General features: G+C 70.8%; 16 protein-coding genes. 11 read left to right on the top strand and 5 right to left on the bottom strand.

Annotation, left to right across the window (positions count from 1 at the left end):
• Positions 1–6: 6 nt before the first annotated feature.
• Together JYJ93_RS13355 and JYJ93_RS13350 are read left to right on the top strand one after the other, a co-directional pair.
• On the top strand, positions 7–1,374 hold the full coding sequence (locus tag JYJ93_RS13355; RefSeq protein WP_206790701.1) for a pitrilysin family protein: 1,368 nt from the start codon (positions 7–9) through the stop codon (positions 1,372–1,374).
• A complete protein-coding gene (locus JYJ93_RS13350; protein WP_206790699.1) occupies positions 1,374–2,963 on the top strand; it encodes a pitrilysin family protein in 1,590 nt (529 codons plus the stop codon). The genes JYJ93_RS13355 and JYJ93_RS13350 overlap by 1 nt, the downstream gene beginning before the upstream one ends.
• A gap of 21 nt (positions 2,964–2,984) precedes the next feature.
• On the opposite strand, the gene JYJ93_RS13345 is transcribed toward JYJ93_RS13350, so the two are convergent.
• On the bottom strand, positions 2,985–3,998 hold the full coding sequence (locus JYJ93_RS13345) for a DUF3616 domain-containing protein (RefSeq protein ID WP_206790698.1): 1,014 nt from the start codon (positions 3,996–3,998) through the stop codon (positions 2,985–2,987).
• Positions 3,999–4,197: 199 nt separating this feature from the next.
• On the opposite strand from JYJ93_RS13345, the gene JYJ93_RS13340 reads away from it, so the two are divergent.
• Positions 4,198–6,048, top strand: a complete 1,851-nt coding sequence (locus JYJ93_RS13340) for an OmpA family protein (RefSeq protein WP_206790696.1) — start codon at positions 4,198–4,200, stop codon at positions 6,046–6,048.
• A gap of 45 nt (positions 6,049–6,093) precedes the next feature.
• On the opposite strand, the gene JYJ93_RS13335 is transcribed toward JYJ93_RS13340, so the two are convergent.
• Positions 6,094–6,561 (bottom strand): FBP domain-containing protein, encoded by a 468-nt coding sequence (locus JYJ93_RS13335; RefSeq protein WP_206790694.1) that lies wholly within the window; start codon positions 6,559–6,561, stop codon positions 6,094–6,096.
• A gap of 193 nt (positions 6,562–6,754) precedes the next feature.
• Here JYJ93_RS13335 and JYJ93_RS13330 point away from each other — a divergent pair, with 193 nt between their 5' ends.
• The 3 genes from JYJ93_RS13330 to trxA all read left to right on the top strand — a co-directional run bounded on the left by JYJ93_RS13330 (position 6,755) and on the right by trxA (position 8,869).
• Entirely contained in the window at positions 6,755–7,444 is a 690-nt protein-coding gene (locus JYJ93_RS13330; RefSeq protein WP_206790686.1) for an Ig-like domain-containing protein, read from the top strand.
• 55 nt (positions 7,445–7,499) lie between these two features.
• Positions 7,500–8,411 carry a LysR family transcriptional regulator gene (locus tag JYJ93_RS13325; RefSeq protein ID WP_269012793.1) on the top strand — a complete coding sequence of 304 codons (912 nt, stop codon included), beginning with the start codon at positions 7,500–7,502 and terminating at the stop codon, positions 8,409–8,411.
• Positions 8,412–8,542: 131 nt separating this feature from the next.
• Entirely contained in the window at positions 8,543–8,869 is a 327-nt protein-coding gene (gene trxA / locus JYJ93_RS13320) for a thioredoxin (protein WP_206790683.1), read from the top strand.
• Positions 8,870–8,878: 9 nt separating this feature from the next.
• Here the strand turns inward: trxA and JYJ93_RS13315 are convergent, their stop codons facing one another.
• Together JYJ93_RS13315 and JYJ93_RS13310 are read right to left on the bottom strand one after the other, a co-directional pair.
• The gene (locus tag JYJ93_RS13315; protein ID WP_206790672.1) at positions 8,879–9,460 is read right to left on the bottom strand and encodes a TlpA disulfide reductase family protein; all 582 of its coding nucleotides are present in this window, start codon (positions 9,458–9,460) and stop codon (positions 8,879–8,881) included.
• On the bottom strand, positions 9,457–10,521 hold the full coding sequence (locus JYJ93_RS13310) for a CFI-box-CTERM domain-containing protein (RefSeq protein WP_206790670.1): 1,065 nt from the start codon (positions 10,519–10,521) through the stop codon (positions 9,457–9,459). The genes JYJ93_RS13315 and JYJ93_RS13310 overlap by 4 nt, the downstream gene beginning before the upstream one ends.
• Before the next feature lie 113 nt (positions 10,522–10,634).
• Here JYJ93_RS13310 and JYJ93_RS13305 point away from each other — a divergent pair, with 113 nt between their 5' ends.
• The 3 genes from JYJ93_RS13305 to JYJ93_RS13295 all read left to right on the top strand — a co-directional run bounded on the left by JYJ93_RS13305 (position 10,635) and on the right by JYJ93_RS13295 (position 12,695).
• Complete coding sequence (locus JYJ93_RS13305) at positions 10,635–10,922, top strand: hypothetical protein (protein ID WP_206790668.1); 288 nt, start codon at positions 10,635–10,637, stop codon at positions 10,920–10,922.
• Positions 10,923–11,036: 114 nt separating this feature from the next.
• Positions 11,037–12,272, top strand: coding sequence for a trypsin-like peptidase domain-containing protein (locus tag JYJ93_RS13300; protein ID WP_206790666.1), 1,236 nt, complete (start codon positions 11,037–11,039; stop codon positions 12,270–12,272).
• Positions 12,273–12,422: 150 nt separating this feature from the next.
• Complete coding sequence (locus JYJ93_RS13295) at positions 12,423–12,695, top strand: vegetative protein (RefSeq protein ID WP_206790664.1); 273 nt, start codon at positions 12,423–12,425, stop codon at positions 12,693–12,695.
• A 37-nt stretch (positions 12,696–12,732) separates the two neighbouring features.
• Here JYJ93_RS13295 and JYJ93_RS13290 read toward each other — a convergent pair whose 3' ends face one another.
• On the bottom strand, positions 12,733–13,473 hold the full coding sequence (locus JYJ93_RS13290) for an RNA methyltransferase (RefSeq protein WP_206790662.1): 741 nt from the start codon (positions 13,471–13,473) through the stop codon (positions 12,733–12,735).
• A gap of 51 nt (positions 13,474–13,524) precedes the next feature.
• On the opposite strand from JYJ93_RS13290, the gene JYJ93_RS13285 reads away from it, so the two are divergent.
• Together JYJ93_RS13285 and JYJ93_RS13280 are read left to right on the top strand one after the other, a co-directional pair.
• Positions 13,525–14,115 (top strand): hypothetical protein, encoded by a 591-nt coding sequence (locus tag JYJ93_RS13285; RefSeq protein ID WP_206790660.1) that lies wholly within the window; start codon positions 13,525–13,527, stop codon positions 14,113–14,115.
• A gap of 81 nt (positions 14,116–14,196) precedes the next feature.
• Positions 14,197–15,153 carry a phosphoribosylaminoimidazolesuccinocarboxamide synthase gene (locus JYJ93_RS13280; RefSeq protein WP_206790659.1) on the top strand — a complete coding sequence of 319 codons (957 nt, stop codon included), beginning with the start codon at positions 14,197–14,199 and terminating at the stop codon, positions 15,151–15,153.
• Positions 15,154–15,175 lie beyond the last annotated feature (22 nt).

Raw genomic sequence — 15,175 nt, 5'->3', positions numbered from 1 at the left:
CCGCGCATGCGCCGCCTGTTGCCCCTCCTGCTGCTGCTCCTGATGCCGGTGCTCCCGGCCTCCGCGCAGCAGCAGCCTCCAGATGCCTCCCGCTTCTTCCCCTACACGCTGAACACCACGCGCCTGCCCAACGGGCTCACCGTGGTGCGCGTGCCGTTCAACTCGCCCGGCATCGTCGCGTACGTCACCGCCGTGCGCGTGGGCTCGCGCAATGAGGTGGAGCCCGGCCGCACCGGCTTCGCCCACTTCTTCGAACACATGATGTTCAAGGGGACGAAGGCGAACCCGGAGGGCCAGCGCGAGCGCATCCTCGGCGGCTTCGGCTTCGACGACAACGCGTTCACCACCGACGACATCACCGTGTACCAGGTGTACGGCCCCACCGCCGGCCTGGAGAAGCTCATCGAGTTGGAGGCGGACCGCTTCCAGAACCTGGAGTACTCCGAGCCGGCCTTCCAGACGGAGGCGCTCGCCGTCCTGGGCGAGTACCACAAGAACGCCGCGGGCCCGGACCTCAAGCTGGAGGAGGCCCTGGCGAAGACGGCCTTCACGCGCCACACGTACCAGCACACCACGCTGGGCTTCTACGAAGACATCCAGGCGATGCCCAAGGCGTACGCGTACAGCCGCTCGTTCTTCGAGCGCTGGTACACGCCCGCCAACACCACCCTCTTCATCGTCGGTGACTTCAACGACGCGCAGGTGGTCGCCCAGGTGACCAAGGCCTACGGCGGATGGCAGCGCCAGCCCACCAGCGTCAGCATCCCCACCGAGCCCCCGCAGACGAAGCAGCGCACCGTCCACGTGGACTGGCCGCAGCCCACGCAGCCGCGCCACGTGCTCGCGTGGCACACGCCCGCCGCCCGCGCGGACACGCCCGACGCCGCCATCCAGACCCTTCTCGCCGAGTACCTCGTGGGCGACACCAGCCCCGCGTACAAGGAGCTGGTGCTGGAGAAGCAGTACGTCGAGTCGCTCAACGTCTACACGACGCCGCACCGCGACCCGTACCTGTTCCCCATCGACGCCACCCTGCAGGACGAGAAGTTCCGCGCCGACGTGGACGCCGTGCTGCGCCGCGAGGTGAAGGCCGTGGCCGGCGCTCCGGTGGACGGCGCGCGCCTGAAGGCCATCCAGGACCACCTGCGCTACGGCCTCTTGATGGACCTGGAGACGCCGCGCGACGTGGCCATCGACCTGGCCCTCTACGCGGGCGTGATGGGCCGCCCCGACGCGCTCGCCAGCTATCTGAAGCAGTTGGGCAGCGTGACGCCCCAGCAGCTCACCCTGTTCGCGAGGAAGTACCTCGAGGACAAGAACCTCACCGTGCTCACCCTGACCCCCAAGGCCGTCTCCGCCGGAGGGACGCCGTGATGAAGACCCGCGCTACCGTGTCGCTCGTCCTGGCCGCCGCGCTGTCGCTCGCCGCCTGCGCCCACCACAAGCCCGCCGAGGAACCGCCCCCGGCGCCCGCCCCCACGCCGCCGCCTCCCGAGCCGGGCTCGGTGCCCGCGGTGCCGCTGAACGAGCCGCCGCCGATGCACCTCGTCGTGCAGGCCCGGGCGGACACGCCCATCGTCAGCCTGCGGCTCGTCTTCCACACGGGCTCCATCGACGACCCGAAGGGCAAGGAGGGCCTCACCGCCCTCACCGCGAAGCTGATGGCGGAGGGCGGCACGCAGCAGCTCACCGCCGCGCAGCTCCTGGAAGCGCTCTACCCCATGGCCGCCGAGCTCAAGGTCGTCACCGACAAGGAGATGACCACCCTCTCCGGCCGCGTCCACCAGGACTTCCTGCCCTCGTTCCTGCTGCTCTTCACGGACACGCTGCTCCAGCCGCGCTTCGACCCCGCGGAGTTCGAGCGCCTGCGCGCCAACGCGCTCAATGCCGTGCGCAACGGCCTGCGCAGTGAAGACGACGAGACGCTCGGCAAGGTGGGCCTGGACGCGCTGCTTTACGCCGGGCACCCGTACGCCCACTACACCGGCGGCACCGTGCAGGGGCTCCAGTCCATCACCCTGGAGGACGTGAAGGCGCACGCGCGCCGCGTCTTCACGCAGGACCGGCTCGTCATCGGGCTCGCGGGTCCGGTGGACGCGAACCTCCAGCAGACCATGACGTCGCGCCTGAGCGCGCTGCCCGCCAAGGGCGCGCCCCGGGTGGAGCTGCCCACCGTGAAGTCCTCCGCGGGGCGCACGCTCATCCTCCAGAAGCCCACGCTCTCCACCGCCGTGAGCATGGGTTTCGTCACGCCGATGCGCCGGGGCGACCCGGACTTCTTCCCGGTGGCGTTCGCGCTGTCGAACCTGGGCGAGCACCGCCAGTTCATCGGCGTGCTCTTCAACGAGCTTCGCGAGCAGCGCGGCTTCAACTACGGCGACTACGCCTACGCCGAGCACTTCATCGAGGACCGGGGCAACGGCACCTTCAACCGCACCAACCTGGTGCGCACCCAGCAGGACGTGTCCATCTGGCTGCGCCCCGTGGTGCCCGCCAACGGCGTGTTCGCCACGCGCGGCGCGGTGTTCTTCCTGGAGCGCATGTCCAAGGAGCCCCTCACCCCGGAGCGCTTCGACCTGGTGCGCGGCTTCCTCCAGGGCTACACGCGCCTGTGGGAGCAGACCGACCAGCGGCGGCTGGGCTACGCCATCGACTCGCTCTACTACGGCACGCCGGACTTCCTGGAGGCCTACCGCTCCGCGCTGAAGACGATGACGCCGGAGTCCGTGCAGGCCGCCGTGAAGCGGCAGCTCTCGCCGGAGAAGCTGGCGTTCGTGTACGTCACGGAGGACGCGCAGGGGCTGGCGCAGAAGCTGAAGTCCGGCGCGCCTTCGCCCATCACCTACGCGTCACCCAAGCCGCCGGAGCTGCTCAAGCTGGATGAGCTCATCCTCCAGCAGAAGCTGCCGGTGCGCCCGGACGCCGTCCAGATTCTCCCGGCGGCGGAGTTCATGGAGCGCTGACGACCGCGCCCCTTCCGGCGCTCAGGGGTTTTCCGGCAACGCCGTCCACACGCCGCGAAAGCGCTTGAGCGCCGGATCCTTTTGGCGCTTGCACTCCACGCCGTCCACCCGCACGGTGCCGTCGTCGCTGAGCAGCAGGATGTCCTCCGACGTGTCGGGCGTGAAGAACGCCTCCGGGTTCACGCCGGACAGGTCCACCGACGTCACCGGCACTGGAGCGTCGTCCCCGCCCTTCCAGGTGAACAGGCGCGACTTCGCCTCGGAGGAGGTGGCCCCCGCCATGATGAGGTAGCGCCCCCGCCACGACGACAGCGAGCGGATGCCCAGCCCACCCAGCTCCAGCAGATGGGGCTCCCCGAAGCGCGCGGACGCGCCGTCGCGCACCACCGCCTCCGGGTTCAGGAGCGGCACCACCAGCGCCTTGCCCTGCGTCAGCGGGCTCCGGAAGCCAATCAGCATCCCGGGCGCGTCCAGCATCGCCGTCATGCCCTCGATGTTGAGGCCACCGGGCTCCTTGGGCGGCAGCGGCTCCGCCCGAGCGAGCCCGTACGGCGCGAGCCGGGCGTCCGCGAGCAGGTCCTCTAGCAGCTGCGTGTACGGCTGCCCCACGAGTTGCACGTGCTCGGGGTCCTCCACGCCGGTGGCGAAGAAGCGCAGGCGCGCGGGCTGCTTCTTGCCGGCGCTGTTGCGGCCGTGCGACGTGAGCCAGAAGGCCAGGTTGCCCAGCCGCGAGCCCGCTTCGATGTCCGTCTCCGGCGGCTTCTTCTTCACCGGCAATTCGAGCGACGGAGACAGGTCCACCGTGCGCAGCGGACGTCCGCCCTTCCGCGCATCGTAGACGCGCAGGATGTTGTCCTCGTCGTCCGCCACCACGAACAGGCCGTGGCCCAGCTCCACCGCGCCGGACGCGTCACAGCTGCCTTCGAAGACGACCGTGTTCGCGGGCGCGGCGGGCAGCGCGTCTCGCCGCACGTTCGCCTCGCGGGTGCCACAGCCCGCGACCAGGACACATCCCCACAGGAGCCACCGGTTCATGGCCCTTCTTCTCGCTGCTCGCACGGCGTCACGCGCGCCGGGAAACCGGAGGCCCCTCGTGAAATGTGTCGTAAGCAACAAGACACGCGGCGGATCCGAAGGGCTCGGGGTTTGTAGAAATGGCATGAGGCTGTAGCTCATGCACTTCCGGGGGTGGGTTTTCTTCCGGCGGGGGGAGGTGGGTGCTAAGAGCCTCAGGATGCAATGCCCCGACTCCCACCCTTCATGGAGCCGGTCCGCGTGCGGCGCGGCCCTGCGACTCGCGGTCCTGGGCCTGCTGCTCACCACGGCAGCGGCCCACGCCCAGCCAGACCCCTTCTCCCGAGGCTTCGACGCCGTCCCGGTGAAACCGACGGCCGCGCAGTCCAGCGGCATCGGGCTGGAAGGCGCCACCGTGGAACCGGTGGGCAGCTACCGGGGCGCGCTGCTCTTCGACTTCAACTGGCGCATCCTCGCGCTCAAGCTGGGTGACGAGAAGCTGGGGAACCTGCTGCCGTACCGGCTGGACGCGCACCTGCTGTTCTCCTACCAGTTGCTGGAGCGGTTGGAGCTGGGCGTGGACCTGCCCGTCACGCTCATCCAGGGCGACAACTTCTCGCTCCTGGGCGACGCGCTGAACTCGCCGGACTTCCCCGGCGCCGCGGGCGTCAGCGGCACCACGCTGGGCGACATCCGCGTGCTGCCTCGCGTGAGCCTCTTGAACCCGGACCGCTTCCCGCTGGGGCTCGCGCTCGTCACCGAGGTGCGGCTGCCCACCGGCAGCGCGCGGAGCTTCACGGGTGAGAGCGGCGTGGTGTTCGCCCCGCGCCTGGCCCTGGAGAAGCGGCTGGGGCCCGTGCGCGTCCTGGGCAACGCGGGCGTGCTGGTGCGCCCCGCGGCGCAGTACCTCAACCTGCGCGTGGACGACGAGCTGACGCTGGGCGCGGGCGGCATCGTGGACCTGCCGGACATCAGCCGGCTGCGCGAGGTGAAGGCCACCGCGGAGATGCACTTGCGCACGCCGCTGGCGCGCCCCTTCAACTTCGACCAGGCGGATTCGCTCAAGTCGCCGTGGGAGCTGCTGGTGGGCGCCCGCGCCAAGGTGTGGGGCGACTGGGGCGTGGAGCTGGACGTGGGCCGCGGCCTCAACGTCACCACCGGCTACGGCCGCGAGGCCCTGCGGGTGATGTTCGCCGTGCGCTACGACAAGACCTTCAAGGACGAGGGCCCGGACTCCGACGGCGACGGCGTGCCCGACGTGCGCGACCGCTGCCCCACGCAGCCCGAGGACAAGGACGACTTCGAGGACTTCGACGGCTGCCCGGATCCGGACAACGACGGCGACGGCGTGGCGGACGGCGATGACATGTGCCCCGGCAAGCCCGGCCCGAAGGAGAACAAGGGCTGCCCGGTGGAGGAGAAGGACACCGACGGCGACGGCGTCATCGACCCGCTGGACAAGTGCGTCACGGTGCCCGGCCTGAAGGACTTCGACGGCTGCCCGGACACGGACTTCGACGAGATTCCGGACGGCGAGGACGACTGCCCCGACGTGGCCGGCCCGCCGGAGAACAATGGCTGCCCGTACGACGCTCCGCCCTACGTGGTGGTGGAGTCGGACCGCATCCGCATCAAGGGCAACATCCTCTTCGAGACGGGCTCCGCGGTCATCCAGAAGCAGTCGTACCCGCTGCTCGACGAGGTGGCGACGGTGCTCGCCAAGAACCCGACGCTGGGCCCCGTGCAGATTGAAGGGCACACGGACAACAAGGGTTCGCGCGCGCTCAACATGGACCTGTCCAACCGTCGCGCGAAGTCGGTGCTCGAGTACCTGACGAAGAAGGGCATCGACCGCAAGCGCCTCACGTCGCAGGGCTTCGGGTTCGACCGGCCCATCGCCACCAACGACACGGCGCTCGGCCGCGCGAAGAACCGGCGCGTGGACTTCAAGCTGGTGAAGTCGGAGCTCGAGACCGGCCCGAAGGAGACCATCGTCCCCCACGGCCAGCCGCCGCCGCCCGGCACCGAGCCGGTGCCCGGACCGGGTGCGCCGCCCGCGGACAAGAAGTAGCCCCGTGTTTGGGACGGCCCGACTCACGGGCCGTCCCGCGCGTCCTCAGGCGTCCGGGTTCCCGTCGATGCCCAGGGCCTCTTTCGCGAAGCGGGCCATGCGCTCGACGAGCCTCTTGTTGTTGTCGAGGACGCTCTGACCCGCGCGGTTCGTCACGGCCTCCAGCCGCTCGCCGCAGCGCAGGTCCAGGCAGAGGTTCGTGCCCACCCTGCGCTTCGAGTTGGCATCCGTGGTGAGCAGCCCCACGTCCGCCCCGGTGGAGGTGTGGCACCACTCGCACATGTGGGGCGACGCCGGGTCCCCCTGCTGATCACGCCGGAAGGCGATGCCCGTGGGCCGCTTGCTGCCAGGGGCGGTGAACACCAGGAAGACGCGCACGCCGTAGGGGTCGACCCACGCGAGGTAGTCCCGGACGAAGAGCGGGAACCGGGTGTCCTTCGGCAGCTCGACGAACTTGCGGTCCCGGGGGCGGAACGCGTCCAGGAACTCTTTCTCGGTCTCGATGAGGAACATGGGTGACTGGATAATCTAGCGCGCCCTCCGGTTCCTGACCGCACGGCCCCTGCCCTGGCGGCCTGTCAGGGTGGCAGGCACTCAAGAACAGCCTGAACGTGCTTCAGCCTGATTTTGGCCAACCCCCACGGCCACTGGGTGGGAATCACCACCGTCTCCAGCTTGGCGGGCCACTCGTGTTCCGAGGACCCCCATGCACATTTCCCTACGGTTCCTGCCAACCCTGCTGGTCATCGGGCTTGGAGTCATCGCCTGTGGTGATGATGCCGCCTCCACGTCCAACCAACCGCCCACCGTGAGCGACACCATCTCCGCGCCCACGGCCCTGGTCGCGGGCACGACGGGCACCCTGACCATCACAGCGAGCGACCCTGATGGAGACCCGCTGACCTACACGTGGATGCAGGTCGACCCCGTCCCCCAGGGCACCTGGGTGGGCGGCACCCACGGCGAGAGCGCGCAGTGGTACTCGCCCGTCGTGGGCGAACAGACGGCGTTCACCTTCCACGTGAGCGTCTCGGATGGCGTGAACCTGCCCGTGGTGCGGACCGTCACCCTGCCCGTGTCGGTGCCCCACTACGCCGCGGACGTCCAGTCGCTGTGGGACTCCGGGCAGTGCACGACTTGCCACGGCAAGGCCGGCAACCTGAGCCTGGCGCCGATGAGCAGCCACGCGAGCCTGGTCAACGTCACCGCCAAGGCCTGCGGCACCCTCCAGCGCGTCATGCCCGGTGACCCGGACAACTCGGCGCTCGTGCGCAAGATGGAGGGCACGGTGTGCGGGGACCGCATGCCCACGGGCAAGCCGGAGTACTTCGACCAGCACCCGGGCCTGAACATCCTGGTCCGCTCGTGGATCCTCGCGGGCGCGGCCAACGACTGACGGCAGGGACACCGCGGGCTCGCGCCCGTTCCAGCCGGAGCATAGGCTCGCGGTCGTGGCCGCGAACCCGCCCCTGCTGGACGACATGGTCCTCTTCGCGGAGGTGGTGGCGACGGCCAGCATCACCTCCGCGGCGGAGCGCCTGGGCCTGCGCAAGTCCACGGTGAGCCGCCGGCTGGCCGCCCTGGAGGAGCGCCTGGGCATCCGGCTGCTGGAGCGCAACACGCGCCGCCTGCGCCTCACGGAAGCGGGCCGCGAATACCACGCGCACTGCGCGCGGCTCGTCGCCGAGGCCCGCGAGGTGAACGCGGCGGTGAGCGAGTCGCGCGGCACGCCCCAGGGCACGCTGCGCATCGCCACCCTGTCGCTCCTGGGCGAGCTGCTCACGCCCGTCATCGCGGAGCTGCTCCTGCACCAGCCCCGGCTGCGCGTGGAGGTGTCGCTCGCGCAGACGCACGTGGACCTCATCGCGGAGGAGTACGACCTGGCGCTGCGCACCGGGCCGCTCGCGGATTCGTCGCTGATGGCGCGCAGGCTCGGGCGGCTGCGCACGGGCTACTACGCCAGCCCGCACTACCTCAGCCGTCACGGCACGCCCCGGACGCCCGAGGCGCTGACGGCGCACGAGTGCATCCTCCTGGCCGAGTCCGGCACCGACGAGGTGTGGTTCTTCGGAGAGGGCCGGAGCGCGCGCACCGTACCGGTGACGGGCCGCCTGCGCGTGCCGAGCGAGCGCGCGGGCCAGGCGGCGGCGCGCGCGGGGCTGGGCATCGTGCGGCTCGCGGCGTCGCTGGTGGCGGACGACGTGCGCGCGGGGCTGCTCGTCCCGGTGCTGGAAGCGGACACGCCCCCGGGCCTGCCCATCTTCGCCGTCTACCCGAGCAGCCGGCAGCTCCCCCTGAAGGTGCGCGCCTTCTTGAAGCTCCTGTCCGCGCGCGGCGCCGCGCTCCCGTGGGAAGAGGAATAGGGGGCTCCTGGCGGAACAATGCGTCCCGCCCGGGGCGCTCGTCCGCGCTCCCGCCCGCGATTACATCCCGTGTGCACGAGGCGCGGCACGCCCAAGGGGCCCCGCGCCCTTCACCCACAAGGACGGGGCACATGGCTGGAAACGTCATCGAACTGGGAGACGCGGAGTTCCAACGCGAGGTGCTGGAGTCGGAGGAGCCGGTGCTGGTGGACTTCACCGCCACCTGGTGCCCGCCGTGCCGCGTCCTCGCGCCGGTCATCGACTCGCTGGCCGCCGAGTACAAGGGCCGGATGAAGATGGCCAAGCTCAACGTGGACGACCATCCGCGGACGCCCGAGCAGTACGGCATCCGCGCCATGCCCACCCTGCTCTTCTTCAAGGGCGGGAAGGTGGTGAAGCAGGTGGTGGGCGCCGTGCCCAGGGCGAAGCTGGAGGAGGCCGTGCGCCAGGTGCTCTGACGCACCCGCCTACTTCTTGAGCGCGCGCTCGATGCGGCGGCGCAGGCCGTCCTCGGACAGCATGCCGCGCTGCGCGTCGATGACCTTGCCGTCCTTGTCCAGGAAGTAGAGCGTGGGCAGCGCGTTCACCTGGAACGCGCGCGCCACGTTGTCGTCCGCGTAGACGACATAGGGCCGCAGCTCCGGCTGGAAGCGCTGGAGGAAGTAGTCCACCTCCTGCGACGCCGTGGAGCCCTCGTCCCGGCTGGCCGCCACGAAGACGAGCCCCTGGGACTCGTACTCCTTGGCCAGCTTCACCAGGGACGGCATCTCCTCACGGCACGGCGGGCACCACGTGGCCCAGAAGTCGAGCATCACCACGCGCCCCTTCAGGTCCGACAGCGCGAGCGAGCCGCCCTCGTGCTTCGTGAGCTGGAAGGTCGGCGGCGAGACTCCGTCAGGCACCAGCCGCGCCCGCTGCGCCTCGCGCACGCCCAGGAACGCCAGCGCCGCCAGCCCCAGCACCGCCACCACCGACAGCGCGGTCTTGGCCTTGTCCCCGCGCGCGCCCGGCGGCGGCGGCGTCTCTTGCGTCCCAGCCTGCTGTGTCATCCGCGTTCCTTCCGTGTCAGGCGGCCGTGCACCCGCGTCAGGGCCCAGCGCACCCCGGCCCGGACCCGCGGCCTGCGCACCACCCACGCCGCCAGCGGAGGGCCCCAGTAATAGTACCCGTCGATGAACCCCTGGCCGAGCCGGCTCTTCCGCAGAACGTCGTCGCGGAACGCGCGGAAGGCCGTGAGCTCCGGCGCGCCCTCGCCAAAGGCCGCCGTCACCACGAAGCAGGACGACGCGGGGCTCACCCACATCAGCTTGCCGTTGGTGAGGTTCACCACGACCTTCAGCTCCCGCTGCTCCGTGTAGAGGAAGGCCAGCAGGTCGCGCCGCGCGGCCGGGAACTCCTGTCCGCCCGCCTCCTCGAAGTCGATGCGCGTGGTGACGGTGCTGCCCACCTCATCCACCGTGAAGCGGTAGCGCTTGGAGCTGCGCCGGTGCTCCACCTCCAGCCCCTTCAACTCACCGAAGTAGGCCAGGAAGGGCACGCGGCACGCCGGGCAGACGAAGCGGTGGTAGGCGTGCGTCGGGATGAAGGCGTAGTCCCCCATGCGCTTGCAGCCCGTGTTGGGGCACACCAGCTTCACGGTGGCCTGGGCCGCGTTGCGCGGGTCGTAGCGCGACAGGCCCGTGCCCTTGTCGAACACCGGCGGCGGCCGGGACGGCTGGCCCACCATCTGCCGCGTGGGGTGCGCGGCGCGCTCCAGCTCCTGGGCCTTGCGCCACGCCAGCTCCGCCGCCTCCAGCCGGCCGTCCGCGGTGTGCACCAGCGCCTCCGCGTGCGCGCGCAGGGCCGCCACCAGCCGGTCCACCAGCGGCGACACCGCCGGCTCGCGCGCCACCGCGAAGGCCTCCGCCAGCACCCGCTCCATCTCCGGCAGCAGCGCCTGGGCCGCCTTGCGGGACGGGTCCTCCGCCCGCCGGTACACCGGGGGCTCCGGCAGTTTCGCGAACAACGCCGAGGCCAGGGCCCGCACGCGCTCCAGCGCCGCGTCCCCCCGCCCCACGTCCAATCCCGCCGCCCGCGTCTGGGCGGCCCTGATGAGTTCTTCGGGCTGCAAGCGCGTGGACCTTAAGGGCCCCCAGGCCCCCTGTCAGCGACTGTGGAGCGACAGGTCCGGAAACTCGCCATGTGCCCCTGGCCGATGTAAGACGACGTAGGAGGATGTGAATCATGGGCGTGTTGAAGTTCCTGGTCTGGACGACCTGCGCGGTGGGACTCGGCGTCTTCCTGGCGCGGGGCAACGTGGGCGGCCGGTCTCCGCTGGACCACATGGAGCGCACCTGGAAGCGCTCGGTGAACCCTTCCACCCTGGACAAGGTGAAGGGCGGCGTGGAGGACGCGGTGGAGAGCGCGAAGGGCGCCGTGTCCCAGAAGTCCGCCAACGCGGCGGGCCCGCGCGAGCGCATCACCGCCGAGGACCGCGCGGCCATCAACGACATCATCGCCAAGAAGAAGTAGGGGCCGCACCGCGGGGCCGGTTGCTGATCGCCGGCCTCCCCCTTCCGCCCGCCCCACCCCGTGCCTAGGTTGCGCCGGGGCATTGGGTTGGACGGTGGTGGGAAGGCGGGGCCCATGGGTTGGACGCGGTTCGGGGGCGGCTTGAAGTGGGCGGTGCTGGCGTGCGCGCTGGGGACAGCGGGCAGCGCCGGGGCCCGCACGCCCGGGAAGTTGTGGCTGGAGTCGCAGAACCGCGCCGTCTCCCGGCAGCACTCCAACCTCAGTGACGTGGCCCGCAATGCCATGCCGGCCGTGGTGTCCATCACCACGCGCCAGGACATGGCGGAGGTGGCTCCCGGCGAGGAGCCCCAGCGCGGCATCGGCTCCGGGTTCATCATCCATCCGGACGGATACATCCTCACCAGCGCGCACGTGGTGGACGGGGCCTCGGAGGTCACCATCTCCATCCGCAGCGCCAACGGCTACGTGGAGGAGTTCCCCGCCACGGTGGTGGGCGAGGACGAGCGCACGGACTGCGCGCTGCTCAAGGTGGACGCGCCCCGCAAGCTGCCGGTGCTGAAGCTCGCGTCCGCGTCCCACGTGGGCATCGCGGACTGGGTGGTCGTCATCGGCAACCCGTTCGGGCTGGCGCACTCGGTGACGGTGGGCGTGGTGAGCTACGTGGGCCGCACGGACGTGACGCCCAACGGCCGCGACGGCGACTTCGACTACCTGCAGATGGACGCCTCCATCAACCCGGGCAACTCCGGCGGACCGGTGTTGGACCTGCACGGCGACGTGGTGGCGGTGGCCAACGCCGTGAACGTATCCGGCCAGGGCATCGGGTTCGCCATCCCCATCGACATCGCGAAGACGGTGATTCCGCAGCTCAAGGCCCACGGGCGCATGCGCCGCGGGTGGATGGGCATCAGCGTGCAGGACTTCTCCCCGGAGGTGGCGCAGGCGTTCAACCTGAACCCGCGCGGCCGGGGCGTGGTGGTGACGGACGTGGTGGAGGACGGCCCCGCGGCCCGCGCCGGCCTGCGCACCGGGGACGTCATCCTGAACATGGACCGGCTGTCCGTGGAGCGGGCGCACACCCTGCGCTGGCAGGTGGCCGCGCGCGGCGTGGGCCAACACATCCGGCTCCACCTGCGCCGGCTGGGCCGCCCCATGACGCTGAGGGTGAAGCTGGAGGACCTGCCCCTGGTGGAGGCGCCGCCGTCCACGCTGGCCTCGGGTGGCACGCCGGGCGAGCGCGCCGCCGGGGCCCGCTCCGTGCTGGAGGAGCTGCTCTCCCCGGTGCCGCGCACCCCCTCCGGGCGGTCCGGGGGCATTCCCAAGGCGGATGAAGGCCTGGCCGCCCCCTGACGGATGGGGCCTCCAGGGCCCTGGCGGGTCTCCAGGCTCCTTGCGTTCCGCGAAACCCGGCGATACACCGTCCGCCTTCACATCGTGGCGGATCCACCCACAGGTGGCGTCACGGGTCTTCAAGCATCGTTTCGCAGGAGAGTCCGTACCATGGCCGAGGCCACCCAGACGACGAAGCTCACCCATTGGCCGCGCACCGCCAAGGGCGGCGGCAAGAAGGCGTGCACCGTGGAGGGCTGCAAGCGCCCCTACCGCGCCAAGAACTACTGCTTCTTCCACTTCAAGAAGTGGCGCCAGGGTGAGCTGCCCCACACGCGCTACCGCGTGTGCTCCAAGCCGGAGTGCCGCGCCAAGGTCGGCCCCAAGGCCGGTCTGTGCGAGAAGCACTACGCCGAGACGTACAAGAAGGACGCGGCGGCTTAAGTCGCCCCGGCTGTTCGCGTGGCGCCGGCCCCCCGCCTCAACCGCGGGAGGTCCCCGGCGCCACCGCGCGGCCCAGGTGTTTGAAGGCGTTGAGCCAAAGCTCCGCCTCACGCTGGGTCAGCCGCGCACGCATCAACGTCCGCTCCAGCTCATGCAGCACGTGCTCCGGCGCCTGCGGGTTGAGGAAGTCCGCCGCCAGCATCGCCGCGCGCATGCGCCCGCTCAGCGCGTTGAGCGTCCCCAGCCGCGCGCCGGCCTCCTCTTCCTGGGGCAGCACGGGCGCTGACGTGAGTCCCTGCCGGTGGCAGAGGTACAGCAGCACCGCGGAGGACTGGGCCAGGTTCATGGACGGCTGCACGTCCGACGTGGGGATGACGAGCAGATCCTGGCAGTGGGTGAGGTCCTCGTCGGACAGCCCGCGCTGCTCCCCGCCGAACAGGAGCGCCACCCGGCCCCGCGTGCTCTCCTCCGCCAACCGCCGCGCCGCGTCCTCCGGCGTCAGCGGGGCGCGCTTCTCCACCTGGGTGCGCGACGTGGTGCCCACCACGTACACGCAGTCCTCCAGGGCCTCCTGGAGGGTGGGAGTGACGCGCATGCCCGAAAGGATGTGGCCGCCCTTCACGGCCATCTTCTCCGCCAGGCTGAAGTCCTGGACCACGGGTTCCGAGAGGACGAGCCGTTCGAAACCGAAGTTCGCCATGACCCGGCAGACCGCACCGAGGTTGTCGGGTGAACGGGTCTGATGAAGGACGACAGTCAGCTCCGCACCTGGACGCATGCACCGGAGTTTAGCTGGTGGTGCGTCGGCGTGATCGGTATATTCCCGTTGATGCGTCGCTGGGTCCCTGGCCTGCTCCTGTCGCTGTCCCTGCTCACCACCGCGTGCGACGGGACGGGTGCGCCCGTGCGCTCCTCGCTCACGGCGCGGCAGGCGCTGAGCAGCTCGCCAGAGGTGGTGGAGTTCGAGTCCCCGGCCGTCCGCCTGGAGCTCTTCCGGGACATCGCCCGCCAGTCGGAGCAGCAGGCCGGGCAGTCCGCGCAGGGCGTGGCGCTCTTCCCCATCATCCAGGGCAACGAGTTCGTCGCGGCGCCGGGCTTCGAGCCCCGCGCGGACCTGCTCCAGCCGCCGGACGCGGGCAGCGGCCTCCAGTTCGTCTTCGACGCGCGGACGGGCGACCGTTGGCCGGAGGACCGTCGGGAGAGCCTCCAGGGCCTGTCGGAGCGCGAGGCCGCGGAGCTGGTGGCGCGCACGCTGCTGGCGCTCTGGGGCATCCAGCCGGAGGGCGCCGTGCGGGTGGACCGGGCGGCGGGCGCGCCATACGCGGTCGCCTACGTGGACGGCATCCTGCGGATCAACCCGGCGTTCCTCTATCTGGCAACGGCCTACGGTCCTGCTTCCATGACGGCGGGCCTCCAGTAGAGTCGCGCGCCTCATGAGCTGGCCCCGCTGACGCCGCCTCTTTCAGGCGGCCAGTGACCGGGGCCGCGAGGCGCCTCCGACGTGAACACCTCCGCCCTCCACGCGCAACTCACCCACACGCTTCGCCAGACGGACCTGCCGTCGCTCGGCACGCCCTACAAGGGCAAGGTTCGCGACACGTACCGCAAGGGCGACACGCTCATCCTCGTGACGAGCGACCGCCTCTCCGCGTTCGACCACGTGCTCACCACCATCCCCTTCAAGGGCGAGGTGCTCAACCGCCTGGCGGCCTTCTGGTTCGACCGCACGAAGCACATCGTCCCCAACCACGTGCTGGACGTGCCGGACCCGAACGTCACCGTGGCGCGCGCCTGCCAGCCCTTCTCCGTGGAGGTGGTGGTGCGCGGCTACCTCACGGGCAGCCTGTGGCGCGACTACGAGAAGGGCACGCACACCGCCTACGGGGTGCCCTTCGCGGAAGGCCTGCGCAAGGACAGCGCGTTCGAAGCTCCCATCCTCACGCCGTCCACCAAGGCCGAGTACGGCCAGCACGACGAGCCCATCTCCGAGGCGGAGATCCTTTCGCGCGGGCTGGCCACGCCGCGCGACTGGGCCCGCATCACGGATGCCGCGCGGGGCCTGTTCCAGGAGGGCCAGAAGTGGGCGCGCACGCGCGGCCTCATCCTGGTGGATACGAAGTACGAGTTCGGGAAGGTGGGCGACGAGCTCTTCGTCATCGACGAGATGCACACCCCGGACTCCAGCCGCTACTGGGTGGCGGACGAGTACGAGGCGCGCTTCGCCAAGGGCGAGGACCAGAAGATGTTGGACAAGGAGAACATCCGCCAGTGGCTCATCCGCGAGCGGAACTTCTCCGGCCACGGCGCGCTGCCAGCCATCCCGGACGACGTGCGCGTGGACCTGGCCACCAAGTACGTGGCCGCCTACGAGCGCATCACCGGCACGTCCCTGGCGCTGACGCCCGGCGACGTGCACTCGCGCATCGAAGGGCACCTGCGGGCGAAGGGCTACCTCTAGCCCCCTCGCCCGAGGCCGCGCG

This window comes from Corallococcus sp. NCSPR001 (assembly GCF_017309135.1).
Lineage (GTDB): Bacteria > Myxococcota > Myxococcia > Myxococcales > Myxococcaceae > Corallococcus.
Note: the sequence above shows the minus strand (reverse complement) of the source record. Positions and strands in the feature narration are given on the sequence as shown.

What these genes read in the sequence shown, in the direction of transcription:
- JYJ93_RS13330 (WP_206790686.1), top strand. Translation starts at nt 6,755, where the DNA reads ATGCACATTTCCCTACGGTTCCTGCCAACCCTGCTGGTCATCGGGCTT.
- JYJ93_RS13300 (WP_206790666.1), top strand. Translation starts at nt 11,037, where the DNA reads ATGGGTTGGACGCGGTTCGGGGGCGGCTTGAAGTGGGCGGTGCTGGCG.
- JYJ93_RS13285 (WP_206790660.1), top strand. Translation starts at nt 13,525, where the DNA reads ATGCGTCGCTGGGTCCCTGGCCTGCTCCTGTCGCTGTCCCTGCTCACC.
- JYJ93_RS13340 (WP_206790696.1), top strand. Translation starts at nt 4,198, where the DNA reads ATGCAATGCCCCGACTCCCACCCTTCATGGAGCCGGTCCGCGTGCGGC.
- JYJ93_RS13295 (WP_206790664.1), top strand. Translation starts at nt 12,423, where the DNA reads ATGGCCGAGGCCACCCAGACGACGAAGCTCACCCATTGGCCGCGCACC.
- trxA (WP_206790683.1), top strand. Translation starts at nt 8,543, where the DNA reads ATGGCTGGAAACGTCATCGAACTGGGAGACGCGGAGTTCCAACGCGAG.
- JYJ93_RS13335 (WP_206790694.1), bottom strand. Translation starts at nt 6,561, where the DNA reads ATGTTCCTCATCGAGACCGAGAAAGAGTTCCTGGACGCGTTCCGCCCC.
- JYJ93_RS13290 (WP_206790662.1), bottom strand. Translation starts at nt 13,473, where the DNA reads ATGCGTCCAGGTGCGGAGCTGACTGTCGTCCTTCATCAGACCCGTTCA.
- JYJ93_RS13315 (WP_206790672.1), bottom strand. Translation starts at nt 9,460, where the DNA reads ATGACACAGCAGGCTGGGACGCAAGAGACGCCGCCGCCGCCGGGCGCG.
- JYJ93_RS13350 (WP_206790699.1), top strand. Translation starts at nt 1,374, where the DNA reads ATGAAGACCCGCGCTACCGTGTCGCTCGTCCTGGCCGCCGCGCTGTCG.
- JYJ93_RS13355 (WP_206790701.1), top strand. Translation starts at nt 7, where the DNA reads ATGCGCCGCCTGTTGCCCCTCCTGCTGCTGCTCCTGATGCCGGTGCTC.
- JYJ93_RS13305 (WP_206790668.1), top strand. Translation starts at nt 10,635, where the DNA reads ATGGGCGTGTTGAAGTTCCTGGTCTGGACGACCTGCGCGGTGGGACTC.
- JYJ93_RS13345 (WP_206790698.1), bottom strand. Translation starts at nt 3,998, where the DNA reads ATGAACCGGTGGCTCCTGTGGGGATGTGTCCTGGTCGCGGGCTGTGGC.